We start from the raw sequence: 12,437 nt of genomic DNA, 5'->3' as shown, positions 1-12,437 counted from the left end.
CAGAGACGAAGTGCCGGCGCCGGCGGCGCGCGGCAGAGACGAGGTGCCGCGTCGCCGTCGATCGTACCGAGCCGGGGAGGCCCCCCGCGAAACATATCCGCGCTCACTCGCCCGGACCGCACGCCTCCTCGAAGTAGTCGAGGTTCTCGTGCAGCGACTTCATCAGCCGGTCCCGCTCCGCCTCGTCCACCTGCACCGGAACGACGGAGGAGGCGTCGGTCAGCCTCCGGAAGCCGCCCCGGCTCTCGAGGCGGCCCACGACCCGGATGGGCAGGCCGACCAGGTGGGCGTGGCCGGCGGTCCGGTACGACTCCTCGTCCAGGACGACGCGGACGTGCGGGACCTCGGCGCCGGCCAGCACCCGCAGCCGTACGGTGCCCTCGCCGCGCGGGCCGGAGCGGCGCATCCGGACGACGGCCCCGGTGATCCGTACGGGCACGGACGGCTCGCCGGTGAGGTAGCGGGCGCCGGCCTCCCGCAGCGCGGGCAGATCGCCCGCCGAGAACTCGACCGGTTCGGGCCGGGCGGCGCAGCCCTCGGGGGTTCCGGCGGCGGGTGCCCACTCCAGGGCGATCCTGGCTCCTTCGCTGCCCCGGACCAGGGCGACGAGGGACTCGGTCAGCTCCCGGCTCACCCCGGCGGCGACGGCGGCGTCGAAGGCTTCCATGCCTCCGGTGGCCCGCTGGTAGTCGGTGGCCTCCCGGGCGGCGTAGAGCGCGTGGTAGAGCCGCACCGCGATCGCCCGCCCGGTGTCGACGGGCACGAAAGCGGTCAGGCCACGGCCGTCGGGGGCGGCGCCGACGGCGACGGCCGCCAGGGACGCCTGGGCCTGGCGGCGGTGCCGTGCGCCGTAGTAGCCGGCCCGGCCGCGCACGGCGAGGGCGCCGGCGAGCAGGAGCTGGCGGGCCGCGGACCGGAACCGCTCCTGCACGGCCCACGGGACGGTACCGGAGGGGCCCGGCGGGACGTCCCGCCACCAGCGGATCTCGTCACTGGGCAGGGTCAGCCCGATCAGCACCTCCCGGGCGGACGGCGCGGCGCTGCGGGCGAGGGCGGTCAGCGCCTCGCCCAGCAGGTCCTCGCAGTCCGGGAAGGCACTGCTCTCGGGCACCAGGAGGCTTCCGGTGGCCGATCCCGGTGGCGTCCAACGGCTGTAGCGGCCGGGGGCCCCGCCGCGCCGTCGCCAGCCGTGGCGGGCGAGCAGCGCGCCGAGGACGAGCGGGTCGACGCGGCCGGGGTCCGGTGGGCCGCCGGCGTCCGCCCAGGGGCCGGCGGGCGCGGCGGTTCCACCGCTCCAGGGCCCCGGAAGGTCGGCGAACGTGGGGTGGGGACGGAAGGGCGGGGGCGCGGAGCCGGGGCCCGCCCCGTCCTCCGGCTCGTCGGTCGGCCGGTGCATCAGGGTCTCCCTCCCCCGCCGACGCGGGCCATGATCTCGCAGAGCGCCCGGTCGTCGAAGATCCGTGCCGTCGGGATGCGCACGGTGGTCCGGCGCCGTCCCGTGACCGGATGGCCGGCCAGGTTGGTCCAGTAGCAGCAGTGCCTCAGGTCCAGCCGGTCGTGTCCGGCCCGCAGCCAGTCCTCCTGGGAGCGCGGGACGAGCATCACGACGAGGATCTTGTGCACCGACACCGGGGTCCGCGCGAGCTTCGCCAGGTGGTCGTTGTCGAGGGTGAAGGAGAACGCCGCGGACGCGGGTCCCGGAGTTCTCGGCGGCAGCTGGTAGGTGCACTTGAGCTGCACCTTGATGGTCACTTCGTCGTCCACGGTGTGGCCGGGAGCACTGTGGCTCACGTGCCAGTCGATGCCGTTGTCCGGGAACGGCTGCGACAGCGAGCAGCCCGCCGCCGCCGCGACCGCGTGCAGGTACCCCACCTGAAGTGTCTCCATACAGGCGGTGGTGGCGAGCGAGCCACGGAGCGGTGCTGTCCGCTGGGGCGGCAGCCCTCCCGATTCGGGCTGGGCGAGCGCCATGTCAATTCCCTTCCCCGTCATCTGTGTTGTCACCGCCCCGCGTACGACGCAAACAGCCCGGGTATCACCGAATCGGGCAGAGGGACCGCCATCTGCCGCACAGGTGCGAGGAGTTCGGGGATGACGCACTGGTACGAGGGGCCCCTGGCCTCATTCGACACGGAAACCACAGGAGTCGACGTCGAGGAGGACCGGATCGTCTCGGCCGCCCTCGTCGTCCAGGACGCGGCGGGCGGGCGTCCGCGAGTGACGCGCTGGCTCGTCAATCCCGGGCTGCCGGTTCCGGAAGCGGCCACCGCGGTACACGGCCTGACGGATGATCACCTTCAGCGGAACGGACGCTGGCCGGCTCCCGTGATGGAGGAGCTGGCGCGTGCGCTCGCCGAGCAGTGCGCGGCCGGCCGGCCGCTGGTGGTGATGAACGCACCCTTCGACCTGACGATCCTGGACCGCGAGCTGCGCCGGCACCGCGCCTCCTCGCTGAGTCGCTACCTCCAGAACACACCGTTGTGCGTGCTCGATCCGCGAGTGCTGGACAAGCACCTGGACCGCTACCGCAAGGGCCGGCGGACGCTGACCGACCTGTGCGAGCAGTACGACGTGGTGCTGGACGGCGCGCACGACGCGGCGGCGGACGCGACGGCCGCACTGGACGTCGTCCGGGCGGTGGCGCGGCGCTTCGCGTCCCGCCTCGAACGGCTGTCACCGGCGGAGCTGCACACCCTGCAGGCGGTGTGGCACGCGGCGCAGGCACGCGGTCTTCAGGCGTGGTTCGCGCGCAACGGGACGCCGGAGGCGGTGGATCCGGCGTGGCCGTTGCGGCCGGAGCTGCGCACGGCCGCGTGAGACGTCCGCTCAGGCGTTCCGGCCGGGCGTTCCGGCTCGGACATGCGGAAGGCCGGTCCGTCTTGTGACGGACCGGCCTCTCCCGGTGGGCGATACTGGGATCGAACCAGTGACCCCTTCGGTGTGAACGAAGTGCTCTCCCGCTGAGCTAATCGCCCGGGAACGGGTTGAACCATACAGGTCCCGGCGGGCCTCGTTCAAACCGCGCGGGACGGCACCGCGTGGTCGCTGCGTCCGGCGCCCGTCCCGGGGAGCGGGAACGCGGGCCGGCGGACGCTCCCGCGACGCGCCGCCCCCCGCCACGCACCACGCGCTTCCTCGCGCGACGTACTCAGACCGGGAGATGAGTACCCGCGCGCATTCCGCCAGGGCACCTCCGGGGACACACTCCGGACATGGAGAACAGCCTGCCGCCCGCGGACGAACTGGTGCTCGTCGACCGCGAGCTAGCCCGACTCGACGCCCGCAGGTCCCAGTTGCTGGCCCGCCGGGCCTGGCTGCTGAGGGTCCTCGCCGCTCCGGCGGCGGGGCCCTCGGCGCCGCCGGCCACCTGGCGGCCGGCCGGCCCCGCGCGTCCGCGCGCGGACGTCACGCCGCGGGGCGCGCAGAACCTCCTGCTGACGCTGGGCGGCGCCCTGCTGACGATCGCGGCGATCGCCTTCACCCTGGTCAGCTGGGGTTCGATGGGCATCGCCGGACGAGCGGCCGTGCTGTGCGCGGTGACCTCGGCCGCGCTCCTCGCGCCTCCCGTGCTGCTGCGTCGCGGTCTGGTGTCCACGGCCGAGTCGCTGGCGGCGCTCGGCCTGGCGCTGATGGCGCTGGACGCTTACGCGCTGCGCCGGGCGGCGCTCCCGGACACGGACGCCCTCGGGTACGCGGCCGTGGCGACGGCGGTCCTCGCGGGAGCGTGGGCGGCCTACGGCTCGGCCCTCGGACGGCTGCGGGGACCGCTGCCGGTGGCGGTGGTGGCGGCCCAGCTTCCGCTGCCGCTGGCGGTTCTCGCCGCGCACGGCGGACCGCTCCCGCTGGCCTGGGCGGCGCTCGCCACGGCCGTGGCGGACCTGGCCCTGGCCCGGTGGGCGAAGCCCGCGGCGGTACGGGTCACGGCGGGGGGCCTCGGCGGCGCGCTGGGCGGCTGGGCACTGCTGACGGGCGGCCTGCTGTCGCTGTCGTCGGCCGTTCCGGCCGGGGCGCTGCTGCTGGCGGGCGCCGCGGCGGCGCTGTACGTGGCGTGGCGGATGGTTCCCGTCGCCGAGGCGGCCGCCGTGGTGGCGGGCCTCGCGGTGGTCGCGGCGGCCGGCGGGGTGCTGCGCGCGGTGGTCCCGGCCGACTGGGTGGTGCCGGTGTACGTGCTGTGCGCGCCGGTGGTGGCGGTGGCGTGGCGCTCGGCGGCGCCGCGCGCGGTGCGGCGGGGCCTCGCGGGCGCGGGAGCCGCGGTCCTCGCGCTGGGTCTGCTCTGGGCGCTGCCGCCGGTCGTGGCGGGGCTGGTGGGCCCGGCCGCACGGACGACGGTGGTGTGGTCGGGGCCGCGGGCCGAGCGGCTGCTCGCCTGGTACCCGGCGACGGCTCCGCTGGTCCTGCTCCTGGGAGCGGTGGCCCTGGCCCTCGTCCCGCGCCTGTGGGCCCGCTGCGGCGCCCTGTTCCTGGTGTGGGCCCTGGCGACCGCCCTGCCCGTCTCCCTGGGGCTGCCGTACGGCGTGACGTCGGCGCTCCAGCTGCTGACCACCGCCGCGGCGCTGCTCGTCGCGGTCCGGCCGGAGTCGGCGACCCGGGCCCTGGGGACACCGGTCCCTGTCGGACCCGCCGGTGGGGAGGGTCCCGCGGGGAGGCCGCAGGCCGCCGGTACGCCGGTGTCCCCGGAGACGGTCCTCGCGCGCTCGGGTCTCGCCTGCGGACTCGCGTCCGCGCTGAGCTGCGTGGCCGTCGCGCTGGACACCCGGGGCGGCACCTTCGTCGCGCTGGGCCTGCTGCTCGGGCTGTTCACGGCGGCCGGGTTCCTGGCCGAGGGGGCCCGGCGGAGCGTCGCCGCCTGCGCGGCCGTGGCCGCGGCGACCGGGCTGGTGGTGGCCGGGGCCTGCGCCGCGGGGCTCCCGGCGCACCTGACGGCCGTGGCGCTGCTCGCCGTCCCGGCGGTCACCGCCGCGGTGGGCGCACGGCTGCGCCGCCACCCGGTCGCGGCGCCGGTGGAGCTCACGGGCGCCGCCGTGGGACTGCTGTCCGTCGGCCTCGCGAGCACCAGGCCGGCCGTGCTCGCCCTGGTGCTCGCCCTGGCGGGAGTCCTCGCGGCGGCGACGGCGGTACGCCCCGAGCGGCGGCCGGTCGCCTCCTGGACCGCGGCGGCGTTGTTCCTGCTCGCCACCTGGGTGCGGCTCGCGCTCTGGGACGTGACGGCGCCGGAGGCGTACACCGTGCCGGTGACCGTGCCGGCACTGGTCGTCGGGACGCTGCGGCGGCGGCGCGACCCGCGGGCTTCGTCGTGGACGGCCTACGGTCCCGGTCTGGCGGCGACGCTGGTGCCGGGCGTCGTCGCGGTGTGGGCGGACCCGGCATGGCCGCGTCCCCTGCTGCTGGGCCTCGCCGCGCTCGCGGTGACGCTGCTGGGGGCCCGCTTCCGGCTTCAGGCGCCGCTGCTGCTCGGCGGCGCGGTGGTGCTCCTGGTCGGGACGCACGAGCTGGCCCCGTACGTGCTGCGGGCCGTGGAGGCACTGCCGCGCTGGCTGCCGCCGGCCTTGGCGGGGCTGCTGCTGCTGGGCGTGGGGGCGACGTACGAGCAACGACTGAGGGACGCTCGCCGGCTGCGGGAAGGGCTGGGCCGCCTGCGGTAGCGGACGGTGTCGCCCGGCGGCGGGGAACGCCGAAGGCCCGAAGACGGTCTTCCGTCTCCGGGCCTTCGGTCCGGGTGGTGGGCGATACTGGGTTCGAACCAGTGACCTCTTCGGTGTGAACGAAGCGCTCTCCCACTGAGCTAATCGCCCGGGCGCACGGCTCACATTACCCCATGTCAGCGGGTACCTGGGACCGGCGTACGCCGGTCCCAGGTCACTGGTCGATCTTCCACGGCATGACGAAGCCGAACTTCCAGAGGTAGATCCCGGCGAGCACCGCGATGATCACCAGGCCGAGCGTGGTGAGGATGATGTTCCGACGGCGAACCCGGGGGTCGAGGGCGCGCTGGGCGGCCTCGGTGACCTTGCGCTTCGTCCAGCGCAGCACGAGCTGCGCCCAGACGAACTCGGTCGCCCAGATCGCCATGCCCGCGAAGATGACCAGCCATCCGGGGCCGGGCAGCGGCAGCATGACGACACCGGCGCCGACGACGGCGAGACCGACGACGAAGACGCCGACCTGCCAGCTCAGATGCAGCGTTCGCCGGGCTTTGATGAAGTCCGGGGCCCGGGAGCCGAGCTCGGCCTCCCCCTGGGGTGCGGCCCCTCGGGCCCGCTCGTCACTCTCCGCATGCATGGCCCCAACCTACCGGATTTCGCGCCCTCACCGGAATGGCGGTATTACCCCAAGTCACGCACACCCGTACGAGCTACCTGAACGACCACAAAACAGACAGAGGGGTTTACAACGGCACCGTAGGTGGCATGTCGATTTCGCCGACGTGCGAATCCCCGAGCGCACACTGAGCGAAAGGCCCTGGCGCTTATGAACACCACGGTCAGCTGCGAGCTGCACCTGCGCCTCGTTGTGTCGAGCGAGTCCTCACTGCCTGTACCCGCGGGCCTGCGGTATGACACGGCCGATCCCTATGCCGTGCACGCCACCTTCCACACCGGAGCCGAGGAGACGGTCGAGTGGGTCTTCGCCCGCGACCTTCTCGCCGAGGGGCTGCACCGGCCCACCGGCACCGGCGACGTCAGAGTCTGGCCGTCCCGCAGTCACGGTCAGGGCGTCGTCTGCATCGCGTTGAGTTCACCCGAGGGCGAAGCCCTGCTCGAGGCCCCGGCGAGGGCCCTGGAGTCGTTCCTCAAGCGGACCGACGCGGCCGTGCCACCTGGCACCGAGCACCGGCACTTCGACCTCGACACCGAGCTCTCCCACATCCTGGCCGACAGCTGAGCCAGGCCGAGAGCCGCACGGCGCCGTCCGACTCGGGGAGATGGCGCCGCGCGGACAACCACATACGGCAGACTTCGGCGTCCTCCTCGCGCAGCCGGCGCGGCGGTGGGCGCCGTCGCCCGTTTCCCGCCCCGCGGGGCGGGGCCGGGTTCCGGCCCCGGTGGCGCGTCATCGGCGTCCGCGCGCGGACCGCCCCGGGCGGGCGGGGGCGGAGCCGCTAGAGTCAGCGCAATTCCGCGGGCGCCCGCCCGCAGCCTGCCAGGGAGCGAATCGTGCTGATCCCCCACGACACCCGGATCGCCCTCGACACCGTCGTCGATCTGATGAACACCGCACCGCAGGGAGACGGTGCCGACGAACTCGCGGACCTCGACGCACTCCGGTCCTTCGTCCTGGCCCACGACATCAGCGACGTCGGTGAGCTCGGCGAGCGCGACCTGCGGGCCGTGCGGGACGTCCGGGGCAGGTTCACCGCCATCTTCGGCGCCCCGGACGCCCGGATCGCGGCCACGCTGGTCAACGAACTGGTCGCGGCGGTGGGCACCACGCCACAGCTCACCGACCACGACGGCTACGACTGGCACGTGCACTACTTCGCGCCGGGCGCCTCGGTCGCCGAGCACCTCGGCGCCGACTGTGGCATGGCCCTCGCGTTCATCGTCGTGGCCGGCGAGCAGGAGCGGCTGCGGCGCTGCGAGGCGCCGGACTGCGGCCGGGCCTTCGTCGACCTGTCCCGCAACCGCTCGCGCCGCTACTGCGACAGCCGCACCTGCGGCAATCGCCTGCATGTGGCCGCCTACCGGGCGCGCCGCAAGGAAGCGGCCGGCTGAGAGCCTGCCGGGTGGCCTCTGACCGGGCAGGCGGACGCGGTCTGGTGCGCGAGGGGCCGCCGCCGTCACGTCCCCCTCACAGCAGGAAGAGATCGTGCACGGCGCCCATCAGGAGCAGCACACCGATCACCGCGAGGAAGATCATCAGGGGTGGCTGGGAGAGCGCGAACAGACAGCCGCGCGACTCGGCGGGGACGGGGGCGGGGGCGTGATCGTGCGAGGTATCCGGCATCTCGGGGGATGATGACGCAGGAAGCACTGCGGCCACGCCGCAACACGCCCCACGAGCGCGGGAGTTCATCCCATTCCGTGGATGTTCCGGTCTCGCGCGATGGGAATCCGCGCCCCGGGTCCCGTGCCCTTCGTGTCAGATCCCGTGTTTCTTCAGGATCGCCTCGATGTCGCTGAAGTCGTCGGCGGGAGCGTCCTTCGGTTTCGGGGCCGCTCCATGCTGCCCCTGACCGAGCGAGGGGGCGGAGGCGGCCGGGGCGACGGCCTCCGGACCGGCCCCCTGGTCCGCCGCCTTCCGGCCACCCCGGCGCCGCTCCACCGCGCGGGTGGACAGGAACAGCATCCAGGCCACGCCGAGCAGCCCGAACCCGAGCCAGGCGGTCGGGCTGAAGACGGTGTCGAAGGCCCACTCGACCGCGCCCGTCAGGACCAGGCCGAGGGGCACCAGTGCGTAGGCCGTGATCCTGGCCGCGGCGAGGAACCGCTTGCGGTACGCCGTGATCGCGGCGATGCCCAGCCCCGCCGCGGACGCCGCGGAACAAATGGTCTCGGCAAGCATGCGGTCCTCCCGGCACAGTGTGATACGTCCCTTCCATCCTGCACCGTCCGGGCCGTGTGCGGCCATGGGCCGGGTCCGACCTCAGGGAGATCTCCGGGTCGCGCCGGGGGGATCTCCTCCCCAGGTCCCGGTTGGGCCGCGCGGCGGCCTACTGGGAGACTGCTCCCATGAGTGAGTCCACCACCGCCACCACCGCCTCCCCCGTCGTCCTGGAGACCTGGTTCGACCTCCAGTGCCCGGATTGCTTCGTGGCACTCGACGACGTGCGGGCGCTGAGGGAGAAGTACGGCGACCGGATCGACGTGCGGCTGCGGCACTTCCCGCTGGAGAAGAACAAGCACGCCTACGCGGCGGCCCAGGCGGCGGAGGAAGCGGCCGAGCAGGGCAGCGGCGGACCATACGTCGAGGCGCTGCTGGCCAGGACCGCGGAGCTGGGCGACCGGGGCGAGTCGCTACTCGTCGAGCTTGCCGGCGAACTGGGCCTGGACGCTGAGGAGTTCGACACCGCCCTGATCGACGGACGGCACCTGCTGGCCGTCGACGCCGACCAGGCCGAGGGGAAGGCGATCAAGGTCACCGGCACCCCCACCTATGTGATCGGCGGTGAGCGTCTCGACGGCGGCAAGAGCCAGCAGGGCCTCCGCGCCCGTGTCGAGGAGATCGCCGACCGCCTGCTCGCGGGCTGACCCCACGGGAACGCGGAAGGCCCGCCGCCCGAAGGTGTCGTGTGCGGGGCCGTCCTCGACCGGGACGTCGACGAACACGGCGGTCAACGGTCGCCGAGGCCGCCGGACCGGCGGTGTCAGCCTGTCGAGAGCGGATAGGACCGGTACCCGCACCGGCACAGCGCGGCGAAGCGGGAACCCACCGACTCGGTCAGCCGGCCGTTGCCGGAATCCCCCGCCGTCCGGGACGGGCAGCGGACGTCACACCAGCGTCTTGAAGCTGTTGACGTGGGTCGTGCGGTAGCCGAGGGAGGCGTAGAGCCGCAACGCCGGGATGTTCCCCGCGAAGACGTGCAGCCCGAGCAGGCTCTCCCCGGCGTCCAGCGCGACGCGCTCGGCGAGCAGCATGAGCGCGCGCCCGTAGCCCTGGCCCCGCCGGGCCTCGTCGATCTCGACGTCGTAGACGTAGGCGCCGGTGGTGCCGGGTTCGAACTCGATCCGGCCGGTCCACAGGGAACCGGTCGGCGCCCCGTCCCGCAGCACCACCTCGATCGTGGTCCCGGGCGTGGCGAGACCCTGCGGCAGATGGGCGCGGTGGCTCGCCTCGGCCTTGGCGCGGGCCTGGTCCGCCGGGACACCCCGGTCGATCCAGCTCTGCGCGAACCCCTGCCGGGCCCGTGCCTCCCACTCCGGGTACTCCGCCTCGGTCATGGGGCGGGTCTCGACGCCCGGCGGCAGCTCGGGAGGCTCCGCGGGCAGCTCCTTCACCATGTTCCGGCTGCGTTCCGTGTAGCCGAGCGCGGTGGTCATCCGCAGCGCCGCGTCGGCCCCCGCGGGGACGGAGACGTGGATCCGGCCGCAGCCCCAGCCCCGCAGGATCTCCTCCCCGGCCAGCGCGGCGACCGTGCCGCGGCCCCTGCGCCGGTCCGGCTCGTCGATCGCCAGAGCGGTGATCTCGCCCGCCCCGGGGCCGAATCCCGGCACGGTGGCGAGACGGACGGACCCGACGCGGCGGCTGTTCACGCAGACGTCGTAGGTGCGCGCACGGCCGCCGCCGGGGGTCTGCTGAAGCGGCTCGACCGGCCGCAGGGTGGTGGTCATCACCCGTGTTCTACCCACACCGGGGCCGTCCGTCATCCCCTTTTGCGCGCGTCCGGTCGTCGGGTCGCGCCCGGCGGGCGCGACCCGACGACCGGACCCCGGCTCCGGCCCTGTACTCGGCCGGGGTCCGGGTCCCGGACCGGAGGCGCCGGGTCCCGTCGGCCGTCAGCCGAGGTGTGGGTCCCGGTCCGTCGCGGCGCGCTCGTCGAAGACCCTCATCGCCTTCGCCGTCACCGGCCCGGGCGCGGTCTCCCAGGTGCGGCCGTCGACCCGGTGGACGGCCTGGACGTCGCGGAGCGTCGAGGTCAGGAAGACCTCCTCGGCGGTCTCCAGGACGTCGAGGGGCAGGGCCGTCTCCTGACCTCCGGTCCACTCCAGCGCGAGCGCGCGGGTGATGCCGGCCAGACAGCCGGAGGCGAGCGGCGGGGTGTGGATACGGCCGTCGATCACGACGAAGACGTTGGAGCCGGTGCCCTCGCAGAGCCGGCCGGCCGTGTTGGCGAACAGGGCCTCGGAGGCGCCCTGTTCGCGGGCCCTGGCGAGAGCGACGACGTTCTCCGCGTACGAGGTGGTCTTCAGACCGGTGACCGCGCCGCGCTCGTTGCGGGTCCAGGGAACGGTGACCACGGCGGTGGAGTCGGGCCTGCGGGTGGTCTCGCCGAGCGCCACGACGAGACCGGCTCCGGCGGTTCCCCGCTCGGACCCCAGCGGGGACACGCCGCCGGTGTACGTGACGCGGAGCCGGCCGAGCTCCATCGGGTTGGCCTCCAGCACGGCCTCGCAGGCGCGGCGGACCTCGTCGAGGTCGGGGTCGGGCAGGCCCAGACCCCGGGCGGAGCGGGTCAGGCGTTCGAGGTGGAGCGTGAGCGCGAAGGTCTCGCCCCGCTGGGCCTTGACCGTTTCGAAGATCCCGTCGCCGACGGTCAGCCCGTGGTCCAGGACGGACACCCGGGCTTCCTCCTCGTCGTACAGCCCGCCGTTGACCCAGAGTTTCATCGAGAAATGGCCCTTCCGCTCGCCTCGTACGTGCCCGACGCTACCGCGAGGAGGCGAGCGGCCTTGAGTTCGGTCTCCGCCCATTCCCGCTCGGGGTCGGAGCCCCAGGTGATACCGGCGCCGGTGCCGAAACGGAGTATCCCCTCGCCTCGGTCGATCCAGAAGGTGCGTATGCCGACGGCGAGCTCCCCGGTGCGCCGGTCGGCGTCCACCCAGCCGATGCCGCCGCAGTAGGGGCCGCGGGGTGCGGTCTCCAGCGCCCGGATGATCCGCAGGGCACTGGACTTGGGCGCTCCGGTGACGGAGCCGGGCGGGAAGGTGGCGTCGAGGAGCTCACGCCAGCCGGTCCCTCCGGGCAGCTCGCCGCGGACGGTGGAGACGAGGTGGACGAGGCCGGGATGGGCCTCCACGGCGCAGAGCTCGGGGACGGTCACCGAGCCGGTGGCGCAGACCCGGCCGAGGTCGTTGCGGACCAGGTCCACGATCATCACGTTCTCCGCGTGGTCCTTCTCCAGCAGGTCCGCGGCGGTGCGGCCGGTGCCCTTGATGGGACCGGAGGCGACGACACAACCGTCGCGGCGCAGGTAGAGCTCCGGCGAGGCGGTCGCGATCTCCACCCCGTGCGCGGGCAGCCTGATCGTGCCGGCGTAAGGGGCCGGGTTCCCGCGGGCGAGGAGTGCGGTGAGGGCGTCGACGTCGGCGCCCGCGGGGTCGGGCAAGCGCGCGGACAGCACGCGGCAGAGGTTGGCCTGGTAGACCTCGCCGCGCGCGATGTGGGCACGGATCCGGCGCACTCCGTCGGTGTACGCGGAGCGGTCGAGGGAGGACGTCCAGTCACCGACGGCGGGCCCGCGCCACGCTCCGGGGGCGGGCGCGGGAACCGGTCGTCGGCGCACCTCGCCGAAGCGGGCGCAGGTCAGACGGCCTTCGAAGTCGGCGGAGACGGCCCAGAAGCCCCGCGAGTCCAGGGCTTCGGGGTCACGGGTCACATCCCGCAGGTCGGTGGCGACGAGGCCGCCGAAGCGGGCCATGGGAGCGAGGGTGTGCACGGATGTGAGTCTATGGCGGGTGGGCAGGAGGCGCCGGGGGCGGCGGTGGGTCATCCGAGGAACACGGGGAGTGACCGCGGCGGGAACGCTCCCTGGCGGCGGCCGGCGCTCGGATCGGCACGCA

General features: G+C 74.2%; 13 protein-coding genes and 2 tRNA genes. 5 read left to right on the top strand and 10 right to left on the bottom strand.

Annotated elements, in window-relative coordinates:
* Positions 1–103: 103 nt before the first annotated feature.
* Both OG393_RS27615 and OG393_RS27610 read right to left on the bottom strand, forming a co-directional pair.
* Complete coding sequence (locus tag OG393_RS27615; RefSeq protein WP_327377391.1) at positions 104–1,396, bottom strand: hypothetical protein; 1,293 nt, start codon at positions 1,394–1,396, stop codon at positions 104–106.
* Positions 1,396–1,971, bottom strand: a complete 576-nt coding sequence (locus tag OG393_RS27610; RefSeq protein WP_327377390.1) for a DUF4365 domain-containing protein — start codon at positions 1,969–1,971, stop codon at positions 1,396–1,398. The genes OG393_RS27615 and OG393_RS27610 overlap by 1 nt, the downstream gene beginning before the upstream one ends.
* 120 nt (positions 1,972–2,091) lie before the next feature.
* Between OG393_RS27610 and OG393_RS27605 the strand changes: the two genes are divergently transcribed.
* Complete coding sequence (locus OG393_RS27605; protein WP_327377389.1) at positions 2,092–2,817, top strand: 3'-5' exonuclease; 726 nt, start codon at positions 2,092–2,094, stop codon at positions 2,815–2,817.
* Between the two features lie 86 nt (positions 2,818–2,903).
* On the opposite strand, the gene OG393_RS27600 is transcribed toward OG393_RS27605, so the two are convergent.
* Positions 2,904–2,975 (bottom strand) — tRNA-Val (locus OG393_RS27600).
* A gap of 237 nt (positions 2,976–3,212) precedes the next feature.
* Here OG393_RS27600 and OG393_RS27595 point away from each other — a divergent pair.
* Entirely contained in the window at positions 3,213–5,642 is a 2,430-nt protein-coding gene (locus OG393_RS27595) for an SCO7613 C-terminal domain-containing membrane protein (RefSeq protein WP_327377388.1), read from the top strand.
* A 75-nt stretch (positions 5,643–5,717) separates the two neighbouring features.
* On the opposite strand, the gene OG393_RS27590 is transcribed toward OG393_RS27595, so the two are convergent.
* Positions 5,718–5,792: transfer RNA gene (locus tag OG393_RS27590), tRNA-Val, on the bottom strand.
* A 64-nt stretch (positions 5,793–5,856) separates the two neighbouring features.
* Entirely contained in the window at positions 5,857–6,279 is a 423-nt protein-coding gene (locus tag OG393_RS27585; RefSeq protein ID WP_327377387.1) for a TIGR02611 family protein, read from the bottom strand.
* A gap of 189 nt (positions 6,280–6,468) precedes the next feature.
* Between OG393_RS27585 and OG393_RS27580 the strand changes: the two genes are divergently transcribed.
* A complete protein-coding gene (locus OG393_RS27580) occupies positions 6,469–6,882 on the top strand; it encodes an SsgA family sporulation/cell division regulator (protein ID WP_015032345.1) in 414 nt (137 codons plus the stop codon).
* A 272-nt stretch (positions 6,883–7,154) separates the two neighbouring features.
* Positions 7,155–7,712, top strand: a complete 558-nt coding sequence (locus OG393_RS27575; protein ID WP_327377386.1) for a CGNR zinc finger domain-containing protein — start codon at positions 7,155–7,157, stop codon at positions 7,710–7,712.
* 76 nt (positions 7,713–7,788) lie between these two features.
* Here the strand turns inward: OG393_RS27575 and OG393_RS27570 are convergent, their stop codons facing one another.
* Positions 7,789–7,944 carry a hypothetical protein gene (locus OG393_RS27570; RefSeq protein WP_327377385.1) on the bottom strand — a complete coding sequence of 52 codons (156 nt, stop codon included), beginning with the start codon at positions 7,942–7,944 and terminating at the stop codon, positions 7,789–7,791.
* 135 nt (positions 7,945–8,079) lie between these two features.
* Entirely contained in the window at positions 8,080–8,502 is a 423-nt protein-coding gene (locus OG393_RS27565; protein WP_327377384.1) for a hypothetical protein, read from the bottom strand.
* A 167-nt stretch (positions 8,503–8,669) separates the two neighbouring features.
* Here OG393_RS27565 and OG393_RS27560 point away from each other — a divergent pair, with 167 nt between their 5' ends.
* A complete protein-coding gene (locus OG393_RS27560; RefSeq protein ID WP_327377383.1) occupies positions 8,670–9,188 on the top strand; it encodes a DsbA family protein in 519 nt (172 codons plus the stop codon).
* 240 nt (positions 9,189–9,428) lie between these two features.
* On the opposite strand, the gene OG393_RS27555 is transcribed toward OG393_RS27560, so the two are convergent.
* The 3 genes from OG393_RS27555 to OG393_RS27545 form a co-directional block, all read right to left on the bottom strand.
* Positions 9,429–10,268, bottom strand: coding sequence for a GNAT family N-acetyltransferase (locus OG393_RS27555; protein WP_327377382.1), 840 nt, complete (start codon positions 10,266–10,268; stop codon positions 9,429–9,431).
* Between the two features lie 165 nt (positions 10,269–10,433).
* Positions 10,434–11,264 (bottom strand): aminotransferase class IV, encoded by an 831-nt coding sequence (locus tag OG393_RS27550; protein WP_327377381.1) that lies wholly within the window; start codon positions 11,262–11,264, stop codon positions 10,434–10,436.
* Entirely contained in the window at positions 11,261–12,313 is a 1,053-nt protein-coding gene (locus OG393_RS27545; RefSeq protein ID WP_327377380.1) for a chorismate-binding protein, read from the bottom strand. The genes OG393_RS27550 and OG393_RS27545 overlap by 4 nt, the downstream gene beginning before the upstream one ends.
* Between the last annotated feature and the right edge of the window lie 124 nt (positions 12,314–12,437).

The organism is Streptomyces sp. NBC_01216 (assembly GCF_035994945.1).
In the GTDB taxonomy this organism is placed as follows: Bacteria; Actinomycetota; Actinomycetes; order Streptomycetales; family Streptomycetaceae; genus Streptomyces.
The sequence above is the reverse complement of the archived record's forward strand: the minus strand, read 5'-3'. Positions and strand labels throughout refer to the sequence as shown.

Coding starts and splice junctions, on each gene's coding strand:
- OG393_RS27615 (WP_327377391.1), bottom strand. CDS start 1,396: ATGCACCGGCCGACCGACGAGCCGGAGGACGGGGCGGGCCCCGGCTCC.
- OG393_RS27610 (WP_327377390.1), bottom strand. CDS start 1,971: ATGGCGCTCGCCCAGCCCGAATCGGGAGGGCTGCCGCCCCAGCGGACA.
- OG393_RS27605 (WP_327377389.1), top strand. CDS start 2,092: ATGACGCACTGGTACGAGGGGCCCCTGGCCTCATTCGACACGGAAACC.
- OG393_RS27595 (WP_327377388.1), top strand. CDS start 3,213: ATGGAGAACAGCCTGCCGCCCGCGGACGAACTGGTGCTCGTCGACCGC.
- OG393_RS27585 (WP_327377387.1), bottom strand. CDS start 6,279: ATGCATGCGGAGAGTGACGAGCGGGCCCGAGGGGCCGCACCCCAGGGG.
- OG393_RS27580 (WP_015032345.1), top strand. CDS start 6,469: ATGAACACCACGGTCAGCTGCGAGCTGCACCTGCGCCTCGTTGTGTCG.
- OG393_RS27570 (WP_327377385.1), bottom strand. CDS start 7,944: ATGCCGGATACCTCGCACGATCACGCCCCCGCCCCCGTCCCCGCCGAG.
- OG393_RS27565 (WP_327377384.1), bottom strand. CDS start 8,502: ATGCTTGCCGAGACCATTTGTTCCGCGGCGTCCGCGGCGGGGCTGGGC.
- OG393_RS27560 (WP_327377383.1), top strand. CDS start 8,670: ATGAGTGAGTCCACCACCGCCACCACCGCCTCCCCCGTCGTCCTGGAG.
- OG393_RS27555 (WP_327377382.1), bottom strand. CDS start 10,268: ATGACCACCACCCTGCGGCCGGTCGAGCCGCTTCAGCAGACCCCCGGC.
- OG393_RS27550 (WP_327377381.1), bottom strand. CDS start 11,264: ATGAAACTCTGGGTCAACGGCGGGCTGTACGACGAGGAGGAAGCCCGG.